This is a genomic window from Amycolatopsis sp. NPDC114484, from assembly GCF_055633755.1.
Genome location: NZ_JBVKDQ010000023.1, coordinates 1 through 12,071 on the forward strand (window position 1 = coordinate 1; position 12,071 = coordinate 12,071).

The window sequence follows — 12,071 nt, forward strand, 5'->3', positions numbered from 1 at the left end:
CTACGAACGCAAACCCAGCCACTACCTCGCCTTCCTCGCCCTCGGCGCCGCCATCACCTGCTACAAGAAACTCACCAAATGAGACATGCTCTAAGTGGACCGGCCCGCTTGCTTAGCGCGTATTACTGGTGAAATCAGGCGTTGCTCCGACGGCGGCGGACCACCAGCAGCATCGCGCCGCCCGCGACCACCAGGGCTGCGCCGATGCCGATGGGCAGCGCGGCGTTCACGCCGGTGTTCGCCAGCGGGGTCTGGCCCGAGTTGTTGCCCGCGGCGGGAGCGGTCGTCGCGGGGGCGGTGGTGACCGGGCCCGTTTCGGTCCAGGTGCCGGTTGCGGCGGCCTGGACGCTGCTCTTCTGCGACTGTGCCACGATCAGCGACTGCGCCGGGTTGTCCGCGTAGTTCTTGGCCACGAACAGCCGACCGGTGTTGACGTCGCCCGCGGCCTTCACCGCGAGTTCGGCCGTGCCGGCCTTCGCGTCCTTCGGGACGTCCAGGAACAGCTTCGTGCCGTTCTTGATCGCCGAGGACTTGATCTCCTGGCCGTTTTCACCGACGACCTTCACGCCCTCGGGGAGCTTGCTCGTGAAGTCGGTGACGCTGCCGGTGGTCGCGACGGTGAACGGGCCGATCTTCGTGCCCGCTTCGCCGGACGCCTTGGCCGGCGTGATGCTCAGCGCCGGCTTCGTCTCCTCGACGCCGGTGTTGGCGTCGCCGGTCAGGTAGTTGTACAGCGCGACCACGTCGGCCGCTTCGTCCGCGGAGCCGTTGGCCAGCGGGTTCTCGGTGTCGAGGTCCTTGCCGTCGCTGTAGTGCCACACCGCGGCCTGGGTCGCGGTCAGCGCTTCCTTCGTGGACAGACCGTCGTGGAGCTTGGCGCCCTTGTCGGTCAGCGTCTTCCCGAGGGACGCGACGTCCTCGGAGGGGTAGCTGTGGTGCAGCACCCAGTTGATGTTCTTGTTGTTCTTGCGGAACGGCGACTTCGCGTCGGGGTAGTCGTTCCAGGCGTGCTCGACCATCGTCTCGCCGTACCGCGCGCCGACCTCGATCTGCACGCAGTACATCTTCGAGAAGGCGCCGTCAGACAGCTTGAGGTTGAACAGCGTCGTCTGCAGTGCGTCCTTCTTGCCGACGATCTTGACGTCGAAGCCCGACGTGCCGCCGTGCTCCAGCGTGCCCGAGGCGGCGCCGCTGCGCGCCGAGGGGGCGTTGTCGTCCGCGAGGGCGACCGGCGCGGCGATCATGAGCGCCGCTGCCGCAGAAGCCACCGCGGCCCCTCCCCGGACCAGAATTGACCTGCCGTGCATGCTTTCTCCCATCCAGTCCCGAACCACGAACGACGGACCGCGTGAGACCACATCTCCCCGACCACGACGGCCACCAATTCGGGTGAAGAATCCACCCAGTCAAGCGATGGCGAAGCATACACAGGGCTCACATGTGCACTGTCGGTGGTCCCCTGAATGCGCTTTCGTACCACCAGTCGGAGTCGTTCCTCCCCTTGTGTTGCTCAGGGTAAGTGTGCGCGGAGCTGCGGGAACGCGGGGAAACGGCGTGCGGGAAAGGGCGCACAACGTTGCTCACGCGACCTCCGGCGGACGTCCTGGCCGCCTTCGGCCGCACCGGGGTCCCGGTTCGGCGGGAAAGGGGGACTTGGCGAGTCGGGGACGTGGTGTTGAAACCGGTGGAGTCGCTCCGGAAACGCGGTCGCGGCGGCTCCGCGGAGTTTCGGCTCAGCCGGGGCTGGATCGCCGGAGCCGACGGCCAGAATTCATCCGGCGGCAATCCGTCCGCGCGGGAGCGGGAGGCCAGCCGACTGGTTCCCGGCCGCCCGGATACCTCGCACCCGGACGACGCGATCCGGGCTGGGATCGCCGCCCGACGCCGCCTCGATCCGGTGCCCACCGGAGGCCGATCGAATCGCCCGCGCACCCTCCCGGCACCGTCCTCTTCGCGCCGGGACGGCCGCCCGCGGTGATCGACTGCGCGATCTATGGGCGTCCGCCGTCGTGGGCCGCGGTCCGTATTGTGCTGGCACAACGCGACTCAGTTGACGAGGTTCTCCAGCGGCTCGCCCTTCGCGTAGTGCGCGAGCTGGCGTTCGGCCAGCCGCTTCGCGCGCGGGTAGAACGAGTCCGAACCACCGGCGATGTGCGGGGTGATGATCCCGCCGTCGAGCGTCCACAGTGGATGGTCGGCGGGCAGCGGTTCCGGGTCGACCACATCCAGCGCCGCGCGCAGGCGACCGGCGGCGACCTCGGCCGTCAGCGCGTCGGTGTCGACGGCGGTGCCGCGGCCGACGTTCACGATCAGGGCCGTGTCCGGCAGCAGGGCCAGCTCCGAGGTGCCAAGCAGGCCGCGGGTCTGGGGGGTGTCGGGCAGGACCAGCACGACGATGTCCGCGGTCGGCAGGAGGTCCGGCAGTTCGGCGATGCCGTGCACGCCGTCGCGGGCGGTGCTGGCGACCCGGACCACCTCAGCTTCGCCAGCCTCCAGGTACCGCTCGATGGCGCGGCCGATCGAGCCGTAGCCGACCAGCAGGACCCGGCAGTCGGCGAGCGAGCGCGTGTGCACCCGGTCCCACGAGCCGGTCTGCTGCTGCGCGAACCAGCGCGGGAAATACCGTTGTGCGGCAAGGATCAACGCGAGGGTGTGTTCGGCGACGCTGAGGTCGTGCAGGCCCCGGCCGTTCGCCAGCTGCACGCCGGACGGGACGAGCGACAGCAGGTTGTCGTAACCGGCGGACAGCGTCTGGACCGCGCGCAGCGACGGCAGTTGCGGGATGAGCTTCGCCGCCGCCGGGCCCTGGTCGTAGGGCAGGACGTAGAACTCGACGTCGTCGAGGCCGTCCGGCGGGGTGCCGCGGCCGTCCCAGACGACCGCGTTCAGTTCGGCCGGAACGGAAATGTCGGACCAGGGCACCAGTACACGCGCGGTCATGCTCGCCTTTCCTTCGTCTTCACCGGAACCGCGAGCACTAGCACCGCGGCTGCGGCCATTGTCCCCGCCAGCATCAAGAACGCGGCGGCCGTGCTGCCGGTCGCGGATTCGAGCCAGCCGACCAGGTAAGTCCCGAGGAACCCGCCGAGCGCGCCGGCCGCGTTGATCACAGCCACCGCCACCCCGGCGGTCCGCTGCGGCAGGAGTTCGGAAATCAGCGCGAAAAACGGGCCGTACGGCGCGTACAAGGCCACTGCGGCGATTGCCAGCAGGACGAACGCCCACCAGAAATGCTGCTTGCCCAAGAGGTACGAACCATAGAACGCGACTGCGCCCGCGAGCAGCCACGGCCACACGTACCGCCGCCGCATCCCGGATCGGTCCGAGCCGCGCGAGTTGACCAGCATCGCCACCACGGCGAACGCGTACGGGATCGCCGACAGCAAACCGGTCGCGCCGATTCCGGCGGACGAGCCTGCCTTCACGATCGACGGCAGCCAGAACACAAAGCCGTAAACCCCGATACTCCACAACAGATATTGCGCCGCCAACAGCAGAACTGCCTTGGACCGCAACGCTTCCCGCACCGGACGCTCAGCTGGTTCCGGCAGCCGCGCCTGTTCCGCGGCGATCGCGCCCTCGATCGCGGCACGACCGGCCGAGTCGAGCCACGGGGTGTCGGCGGGCCGGTCTCGGACCTGTGCGCGGAACACAAAAGCCCAGATCAGTGCTGGGATTCCCTCGATGATGAACATGCCGCGCCAGGACGTCGCCTCGATCAAATACCCCGACGCCGCCGACAGCCACATCACCGTGACCGGGTTGCCGAGGATCAGGAAAGCGTTGGCACGGCCGCGTTCGGCCTTCGTGAACCACCGCGCGAGCAGCACGACGAGCGCGGGCAGCACCGCCGCTTCCACCGCACCGAGCAGGAACCGGACCACGATCAGCACCGGCACCGAACTGAGCAGGCCCTGCGCGGTCGCGAGAACGCCCCACGCGAGCACCGACCAGAAGATCAGGCTCCGCACGCTGCGACGGTCAGCGTAAAGCACGCCGGGGACCTGCAGCAGGAAGTAGCCGAGGAAGAACGACGCGGCGATCAGCCCGGACGTCGTGCTCGTCAGGTGCAGTTCCTCGGCCATGCCGCCGGCGGTCGCGATCGAGAAGTTCGACCGGTCGAGGTAGGCGAGGCTGTAGGTGACGAAGACGATCGGGATCAGCCGCACCCAGCGCTGCCTCCCGAGCGTGCCCGCCTGCTCGACGGTGTTCATCCGGTACTCCTGTCGCCGTTGACCCAAGTCCTTGACGAGCTTTCCGTCATATGGAAAGCTATTCCGCAATGCGGTGAGAGGCAGTGTGCGTTGCCGCGCGCGGGACGTCAAGGGGGTCCGATGGCGGACATGGTCGGCAAGGCTTTGCGAGTCCTGTCCCTGCTCGGCGGCTACCCCGAGGGCGTGCCGCTGTCCGAGCTGGCGCGCGCTGCCGGGTATCCGGTGAGCACGACGCATCGGTTGCTGAGTTCCTTGCAGAGCGAGGGATTCGCGCGCAACGACCCGGTGTCGAAACGATATTCACTGGGGCTGCGACTGTTCGAACTGGGCCAGTCCGTGTCGCAGGCGCGCGGGTTCGCCGGCGTCGCGCTGCCGGTGATGCAGAAGCTGGCCGCGGAGACCGGCGAGCCGACGCTGCTCGCGGTACTGGACGGGCACAACCAGGTCTACGTGCACTCGGTACAGGGGTCGCAGCGGCTGCAGATCCGAGGTGAGCCGGGTGCGCGGGGGCCGTTGCACTGCACGTCGATGGGCAAATGCCTGGTCGCGTTCGCGTCGAATCGCGACGAGTTGGTCGCTTCGCTGGAACTGCCCGAGCTGGGCCCGCGCACGATCACCTCGCGCGAGGCGTTCGCGACGGAGATCGCGGCGGTGCGCGAACGTGGTTTCGCGATCGCCGACGAGGAGCACGAGGAAGGCATCCGCGCGGTCGGCGTTCCGATTAGGACACCGGACGGGACGGCGATCGCCGCATTGTCCACCGCCGCACCGGCTTACCGGCTGACGGTTGCTCAGCTGGAGGAGTTCGTACCCGCTTTGCGTGCTGCCGCAAGGGAATTGGCGGCATTGCTGCCCCGGTGAGGCTCACCCGTCGATCTGGCCCTTGATCCACGACACGAGCTGGTCCACGCGCGCCGCGGTTTCGGTGCCTGGCTGAGGACAGTCGGGGCCGAAATTCTCGACCGCGATCAGCGTGTTCTTTCCCTTGATCGGCACGAAGAACGGAGAACCCGAATCGTCCGGGCACGGGCTGTTCTCGACGGTGCGCTTCTTCAGCGGTTCCAGGGTGATCTCGTTCTTGCGCACTTCGGAGACCTGGAAATCGCCGCGTTTGATGTGGTCGGTCTGCACGATGACCTTGGAGGACAGCGAACCCCAGCCGACGAAGGTCGTGTGCTGGCCCGGATCCGGCGGACCGTCCGGCAGCGCGAGCGGTTCGATGTCGGTGACCGGCTCGGACAGCTTGGCGAGCGCGAGGTCGTTGACCGCGGACTGGCGCGCGTCCACGATCTTCAGCACGTGCCCGCGCGGGTCGGAGTCGGTGAGCTTCCCGATCGCGGCGGTCATGGTGTAGTCGGGTTTGCCGCTGACGCGGGTGCCGTCGAGGTCGTGGAAGCAGTGGCCCGCGGTGACGATCCATTGCGGGGCGATGAGCGAACCGCTGCAGCCGCCGGTGCGGACGCCGCCGCTCTTCTCCGGAATGTCCTTTGAGGACAGTTTGACGCTGAACGGGGTGGGATGGTCGGGCAGCGCGGGCGTGGCGGGCTGGGTCTTGCCGCCGGTGCCGGCGGTGCCACCTGTGCCGCCGCTGACCGTGCTGCTGGCGTTGCCCGCGTTGCCGCCGACGCCGCGCGCGACGGCGACGTTCGACACCGGCTTGGCGGTCCCGGCCTCCGCGGTCCGCTGCATGCCGACGTAGACGCCGGCGAGCCCGGCCCCCAGGACCGTGGCGACGGCCACGGCACCCAGCCGAAGGCTCGCCCGCTGAGCGGAACGTGACTTTGCGTGCACCACGGGGTCCAAGATAGCGAAGTTGTTAACCCGAATGAGTGAGTGTGCCCGATTAATCCGGTGACCAGGGTAGAAACTGACACGCTCGATACGCAGGGTTCGGGCTTGATCACGGAATGCTAACGGCGCGGGCGCGTTTTGCCTGGAGGCTGGGCCGTTCGGCGGCTGGGACCGGATTGTGGGAATTGCTCCCGATCAGCGGGACGGCTGCGGGTGGAAGGCTCGGCCCGCGTGGTGCTGATGGGCTCGCACGGCGCCGCTGGCTCGCGCGGCTCCGCTCAGCCCGCGCAACCCCACCGGCCCGCGTGGTGCTGCTCGGCCCGCACAGCACCGCTGGCTCGCGCGGCTCCGCTCAGCCCGCGCAACCCCACCGGCCCGCGTGGTGCTGCTCGGCCCGCACAGCACCGCTGGCCCGCGTGGTGCTGATCGGCAAGCACGGCCTCGCTGGCTCTCGCGGTTCCGCTCGGCTCACACGTCCCCGGTGGCTCGCGTAGCTCCGCTCGGCTCGCGCCACCCCGCTGGCTCGAGCGGCTCCGCTCAGTCCGCGCAACCCCTGGCCCATGTGGCTCCGCTCAGCTCGCACGACCCCGCTGGCTCCCGTGGCACCGCGCAATCTCCTGGCCCGTGGCACCGCTCAGTCCGCACAACTTCACCGGCCCGCGTGGCTGCCCTCGCCGCGCGCTGCCACCCACTGGCCCGCGCCATCCCACTGGCCCGCGCGATTCCCTGGTCGCGCAACGCCCTGGCCAACTCTCTGGCTGCGCCACCCCCTGGCCGCGCGACTCCACCAGGCTGTGAGGGGAACCCCGAGGGACTCTGATTCCCTCAGGGGCCCCCTCACGGACAGCGGTGAGCGAATCTCACCCCGGCGAAGGCGAGGCGAGGCGAGGGGGAAGAACCTCAGTCCAGCAGGGCGAGCCGATCCACCAAGACCTCCAAAACCCCGTCTGGCCAAGGGAACATCGGGGCCGCCGGTTGTAGTTCGGCCAGGCCGTGCAGTCCGGCCCATAACGCCGTCGCGTCGGAGAATGCTGCGGTGCTGCGCGACAAGCCAGCGTCCGCGCATTCCTGTACTGCTTGCGCCAGCAGGGCGAACACGTCCTGCCCGATCTCCTCCGCCGCCGGGGCCATCTCCTGATTCTCCGCGGCCCGCGCGGCGTTCCATACGCCGCCGAACAGGATGCGGTAGCGCTTGGGGCGTTCGAGGGCGAAGTCGAGGTACGTCGTGCACACCGAGCGAAGCCGCGCGTCCGGCTTGTCCACGTCGGCCAGTGCGGCTTCGATGCGTTCCTTCAGCTCAGCGAACGCTTCCTGCACCACTGCCAGCAGGATCTGGTCGCGGTCGGCGAAGTGCCGGTAGATGGACGGTGCCGCGATGCCGATCCGTCGGGCGACCGCGCGCAGGGTGACCGCGTCCTCGCCGCCGCCTTCGTCCAGGATCTCGGCCGCCGCCTGCACGATCTCCTCCCGCAGCCGGGCACCTTCGCCGCAGCGGTTCCGGGAGCGTCCTTCTGCTGCGTTCACCACCGCAAGCTTACAACTGTAAGTCGAACTCGGAGAGGAAGCGCCATGAAGAAGATCCGGAACGTCATCGGGGGTGGCATCGCCGCAGCACTAGTCATGGGAAGCGCGGTCGGCACCACTCAGGCCGCCCCGCGGATTCCGCACGTCGACGTGCAGGACGCGTTCCGCTCCGGCAATCGCATAGCGGTGCGCTGGACGTTCTCCCGCACCGACACCGGGGCGTTCGACAAGACCCGGCCCGCCACCGGCAAGTCGTTCCGCGTGCCGGTCAGCACGCGAATCGACCTGCGCGGCGAGCGGATCCGGCAAGTCGCCGACTACTACAACCTCGCCGACGTCCTCCGCCAGGTCGGGCTCCCGGCGGGTCCGTGGACACCGCCGGGAAGCTGACGACCTAAGCGGCGGGCAGGTACCGAGGCGCCTGCCGCGCGTGCGACGCCTGCTCATACGCGTAAGCGAAGTTGAGCAGCTGAGCATCGTGATATTTCGTGCCAAGGAACGAGATCCCAACCGGTAGCGGACCGGCGAATCCGGCTGGCACGGTGATGTTCGGGTAACCGGCGACGGACGTGTTTCGCGTGCTGCTCAAGAACCTCGGGTCGCCTGGGCGGTCCAGCGGCGAGGCGGGCAAGCCGCTCAGGGTGACGATCGCGTCCAGGCCTTTCGCCGCCAGTACGTCGTCGATCGACCGTTGCGCGATGCCGGTCGCGGCGGCGCGGTGCCGACGGTAGGTCTGGTCGTTCAGGTTGCCGTCGGCGGCGTTCGCCTCGACGAGGAGGCTTTGGTCGAACAGCGGCATCTCGACGTCACGGTGCTTTTCGTTGTAGGCGATCAGCTCGGACAGATTCCGCGGGTGTTCCCCGGGAGTCGCGGCCAGGTAGGCGTTCAGGTCGTGTTTGAACTCCGATAGCAGCGCGGGGAAGAGATCCGGTTTGACTGACCAGAAGATGTCCTCCACGTCCGCTCCCTCGACCACTGTGGCACCCAGCGAGCGCAGAGTGTGCACTGTGGACTCGAAGATGCGGTCGGCTTGCTGGTCGATGCCGGAGTGGCCCTTTCGCCAGACACCGATTCGCTTGCCGCGCAGGGCATTGCGATCCAGACGTGTTTCCTTCGGGAGCGCAGCCGCGACTGAGGCGGGATCGGCCGGGTCGGCACCGGCGAGCACGAACAGGGTGAGCGCGGCGTCGGTGACGTTGCGCGCGATCGGGCCCGGAGTGTCGTGCTGGGCGGTGATCGGCACGACGCCGCTGCGGCTCACTACGCCGAGGGTGGTCTTCACGCCGACGGTCGAGGTCGAGGCCGCCGGGCACACGATCGAACCGTCGGTTTCGGTGCCGACGGCGACCGACGCGAGACCGGCCGCCGCGGCGACTGCCGAGCCGCTTGACGAACCGCACGGGCTGCGGTCCAGGGCGTAGGGATTGCGCGTCTGGCCCGAGACCCCGCTCCAGCCGGGGATCTGCCCGCTCGAGCGGAAGTTCGACCATTCCGACAGGTTCGTCTTGCCGAGCACGACCGCACCCGCGGCGCGCAGGCGCTGGACCAGGAACGCGTCTTTGGCCGGACGCGAACCGAGCATCGCGGTCGAGCCCGCGGTGGTCGTCTGCCGGTCCGCGGTGTCGGTGTTTTCCTTCAGCAGCACCGGAATTCCGTCCAGGGGACCGCGGGAGCGGTGGGTCCGGCGGCGGGCGTCGCTCTCCTTCGCCGCCGCCAGCGCGTCCGGGTTGGTTTGCACAACGGCGTGCAGCTTGGGGTTCAGCTCTTCGATCCGGCGCAGGTAGCCGCGCGTCAGTTGTTCCGACGTCAGCTGCCGGTGGTCCATGGCGCGCTGCAGATCGGGAATCGTGGACTGGTCGAGGAAACGGTTCGGCGAGGCGTCCGCCGCGGCGGGCATAAGCAGGCCCGCCGCGGTGAGGGCCGCCACCGAAAGCTGTGTCAGCAAGGTGCGCATTCGTTTTTCTTTCTTATTCGCGGAGGCCGATGGCGTCAATGGGCTTGGCGCGCAAGGTGACCCGAGTGGACAGTCCGAGCGAGACCAGGCTGAGCAGGAACGCTCCGGCGACGATTCCGCCGAACACCGCGGGCGTTCCCGACGGCAGCGGGGTGTCGCGCAGGGAAAGATTGAGCAGTACCAACGGAACTGCTGCCACCACGGTGCCGAGCAATGCCGCGATACCGGCGGTCGCCAAGGCTTCCAGGCGCATCATCCGCACGACCTGGCCTCGGGTCGTGCCGATCAGCCGCAGCAGAGCGAATTCCCGCGAGCGCTGCGCCGTGGTCATCACCAGCGTGTTGGCCACCGAGATCACCACGTAGCCGAGGATCACGCCGACCGCGACGAGGTTCAGGTAGAACTGCTGCTGTGCCGAAGCATTCTCCGACGCGGAAACCGTGGAGCTGGGCGTTACGGTGAGACCTGGGTAACGAACGCTGAGATCGCGCAACGCGGCGGTCACCGCGGCTGGGTCCGCGTTCGGGTCCTGGCGCACGAGAACGGAACTGTCCAGCTGGTCCCCGGTGTGCGCGCGGGCGAGGTCGGCGGGCAGCACGTACTCGCCGAATGCCTGGTTGTGCGTGTAGACCGCGACCAGTTTCACCTTCGCCGGGCGGCCGTCGGCGAACCAGAAGTCGACCTCGTCGCCGATTTTCTTTTCGTACCAATCGGCTTCACCCTTGCTCATCGCGACGGTGTCGCCGCGCAGGTCGGCCAGATTCCCGGACACGACGCCGAGATCGAGCACGCCGCGCACCTGGTCGCCGTTCAGCCCCTGCGCCGGGTACTTCGTGACGCGCAGCCGCTGGTCCTCCTCGACCGTGGTGACGACGTCGGTGCGGATCACCGAGGTAGCCGCCGCGACTCCGGGGATCGCCCGCGCCGCCGCCGCGACCTCCGGCGACAACGCGCCGGTACTGCTCGTCAGGACGTGGTCCGCGGTCGTCGACCGAACCGCCTGCTCCTGGGTGGCGGCAGCGGACGACGTCTGGCTGTAGAACATCGAGATCGCGAACGCGACCGCCAGCATCACCGGGGTCACCGCCGACGCGAGCCGCCGGGCGTTGGCCTGGTTGTTCGCCGCGGCCAGGTAGCCGCTGATCCGCGAGAGACCGGCGTACACCGGGCCGATGATCCGGGTCATGAAGGCGACCACCTTCGGCCCGAGCAGCGAGAGCCCGATCACGACCACCAGCGCGGACATCGAGGAGGCCGCGAGCGCGCCCGGACCGGTCACGTACATCGGGACGGTCGAGCCGCCGAAGCCGAGCACTACCAGCAGCCAGCCGACGAGCAGGCGGGTCCGGCCGAGTTCGCGGCGTTCGACAGCCGCCTCGCCGAGCGCTTCGATCGGGCGGATCGACGACGGCCTGCGCGCCGCCGACCACGCGGCCAGCCGTGCCGCGCCCAGGCCGAGCAGGAACGCGACGACGAGCGGGAGCGGGCCGATCGCGAGACCGAAGTCCTGCGGAATCACGCCGACCGCGGCGAAGGAGTCGCGCAATCCGTAGCCGACGGCCACGCCCAGACCCGCGCCCAGCACTCCGGCGAGGCTCGCGACCAGCATGGTTTCGGCGCTGATCAGCTTGCGGATCTGCTTCGGTGTGGCGGCGATCGCCCGCAGCAGCGCGAATTCCCGCCGTCGCTGGTTGATCACCAAAGCCAGTGTGCTCGACACGACGAACACCGCGACCAGGATCGCGAACCCGCCGAACGAACCCGCGAGCGCGAACAGCATCACCCGGGTCTGGCTCACGTCGAGGAATTCGACCGTGCTGCGTTCCATCCCGGCAGTCACCGTGACCGGTTCGCCCTTGACTGCCGCGCTGATGCGGTCTTCCAGCTCGCCCGTCGCCACTCCGGGAGCGGCGAGCACGCCGACCGCGTGGACCTGCCCGGGATTCCCGGAAAGATCAGCGGCGCGCGCCGGGGAGAAGAACAAAGCCGACTGCCGGGTCAGCCCGTTGCCGGATTTGGCCGCGGCGATGCCGGTGACCCGGAATTCCATCGGCGTGGAACGGGTCGAAATCCGCACCGTGCTGCCGACCGAAACTCCGCCGCGGGCAGCCAGCTCCGCGTCGAGAACCACTTCGTTCGCCGCTTCGGGAGCGTGGCCTTCGCGAAGGGAGAACGGGGCCAGCACGGCCGCGTCCCAGTTGTGTCCGCGCGACTGGGTGTCGTTCGGACCGGTGAGCACCTGGCCGCTGGACGTCACGACGTTCGCCGGGAAGTCCTGCTCCGGCACCGCCTGGCGCACCCCGGGCACTGACGCGATCTTGGCGATCAGCGTCTCCGGCACCGTGGTCTGTTCGCTGATCTGCTCGGACTCGCCGAAATCCGCGCCCGGCGGTTTCGTGGTCTGCGGCCCGCCGACGACCACCGCCGCGTCGGCGTAGCGCTGGGTCGGGACTCCGGCGCGAAGACCGGATTCCATGAGAATGCCGCAGCCCGCGACGAGCGCGGTGCCGAAGAGGATCGCGATGAACGCGCCGACGAACCCGCTCAGCCGGGCCTTCGTCGTCTGCCAAGCCAACGACCACATGACG

At 68.9% G+C, this 12,071-nt stretch carries 9 protein-coding genes; 2 read left to right on the top strand and 7 right to left on the bottom strand.

Going from position 1 to position 12,071, the window contains the following annotated elements; translation table 11 throughout:
- Positions 1-134 precede the first annotated feature (134 nt).
- The 3 genes from ACZ7SW_RS37325 to ACZ7SW_RS37335 form a co-directional block, all read right to left on the bottom strand.
- Entirely contained in the window at positions 135-1,268 is a 1,134-nt protein-coding gene (locus tag ACZ7SW_RS37325; RefSeq protein ID WP_470235076.1) for a thioester domain-containing protein, read from the bottom strand.
- A 778-nt stretch (positions 1,269-2,046) separates the two neighbouring features.
- Positions 2,047-2,940 (bottom strand): 2-hydroxyacid dehydrogenase, encoded by an 894-nt coding sequence (locus tag ACZ7SW_RS37330; protein WP_470235077.1) that lies wholly within the window; start codon positions 2,938-2,940, stop codon positions 2,047-2,049.
- On the bottom strand, positions 2,937-4,214 hold the full coding sequence (locus tag ACZ7SW_RS37335) for an MFS transporter (protein ID WP_470235078.1): 1,278 nt from the start codon (positions 4,212-4,214) through the stop codon (positions 2,937-2,939). Before ACZ7SW_RS37335 ends, ACZ7SW_RS37330 begins: the two co-directional genes overlap by 4 nt.
- A 120-nt stretch (positions 4,215-4,334) precedes the next feature.
- On the opposite strand from ACZ7SW_RS37335, the gene ACZ7SW_RS37340 reads away from it, so the two are divergent.
- Positions 4,335-5,075, top strand: a complete 741-nt coding sequence (locus ACZ7SW_RS37340; protein ID WP_470235079.1) for an IclR family transcriptional regulator — start codon at positions 4,335-4,337, stop codon at positions 5,073-5,075.
- A 3-nt stretch (positions 5,076-5,078) separates the two neighbouring features.
- Here ACZ7SW_RS37340 and ACZ7SW_RS37345 read toward each other — a convergent pair whose 3' ends face one another.
- A complete protein-coding gene (locus ACZ7SW_RS37345) occupies positions 5,079-5,954 on the bottom strand; it encodes a S1 family peptidase (RefSeq protein WP_470235080.1) in 876 nt (291 codons plus the stop codon).
- Positions 5,955-6,905: 951 nt separating this feature from the next.
- On the bottom strand, positions 6,906-7,529 hold the full coding sequence (locus ACZ7SW_RS37350) for a TetR/AcrR family transcriptional regulator (protein ID WP_470235081.1): 624 nt from the start codon (positions 7,527-7,529) through the stop codon (positions 6,906-6,908).
- A 45-nt stretch (positions 7,530-7,574) separates the two neighbouring features.
- On the opposite strand from ACZ7SW_RS37350, the gene ACZ7SW_RS37355 reads away from it, so the two are divergent.
- Entirely contained in the window at positions 7,575-7,919 is a 345-nt protein-coding gene (locus tag ACZ7SW_RS37355; protein WP_470235082.1) for an ester cyclase, read from the top strand.
- 4 nt (positions 7,920-7,923) lie between these two features.
- Here ACZ7SW_RS37355 and ACZ7SW_RS37360 read toward each other — a convergent pair whose 3' ends face one another.
- Together ACZ7SW_RS37360 and ACZ7SW_RS37365 are read right to left on the bottom strand one after the other, a co-directional pair.
- Positions 7,924-9,483, bottom strand: coding sequence for an amidase (locus ACZ7SW_RS37360; RefSeq protein WP_470235083.1), 1,560 nt, complete (start codon positions 9,481-9,483; stop codon positions 7,924-7,926).
- 13 nt (positions 9,484-9,496) lie between these two features.
- Positions 9,497-12,067 carry an ABC transporter permease gene (locus ACZ7SW_RS37365; protein ID WP_470235178.1) on the bottom strand — a complete coding sequence of 857 codons (2,571 nt, stop codon included), beginning with the start codon at positions 12,065-12,067 and terminating at the stop codon, positions 9,497-9,499.
- Positions 12,068-12,071: the final 4 nt, after the last annotated feature.

What these genes read in the sequence shown, in the direction of transcription:
- ACZ7SW_RS37360 (WP_470235083.1), bottom strand. Translation starts at nt 9,483, where the DNA reads ATGCGCACCTTGCTGACACAGCTTTCGGTGGCGGCCCTCACCGCGGCG.
- ACZ7SW_RS37335 (WP_470235078.1), bottom strand. Translation starts at nt 4,214, where the DNA reads ATGAACACCGTCGAGCAGGCGGGCACGCTCGGGAGGCAGCGCTGGGTG.
- ACZ7SW_RS37355 (WP_470235082.1), top strand. Translation starts at nt 7,575, where the DNA reads ATGAAGAAGATCCGGAACGTCATCGGGGGTGGCATCGCCGCAGCACTA.
- ACZ7SW_RS37330 (WP_470235077.1), bottom strand. Translation starts at nt 2,940, where the DNA reads ATGACCGCGCGTGTACTGGTGCCCTGGTCCGACATTTCCGTTCCGGCC.
- ACZ7SW_RS37365 (WP_470235178.1), bottom strand. Translation starts at nt 12,067, where the DNA reads ATGTGGTCGTTGGCTTGGCAGACGACGAAGGCCCGGCTGAGCGGGTTC.
- ACZ7SW_RS37340 (WP_470235079.1), top strand. Translation starts at nt 4,335, where the DNA reads ATGGCGGACATGGTCGGCAAGGCTTTGCGAGTCCTGTCCCTGCTCGGC.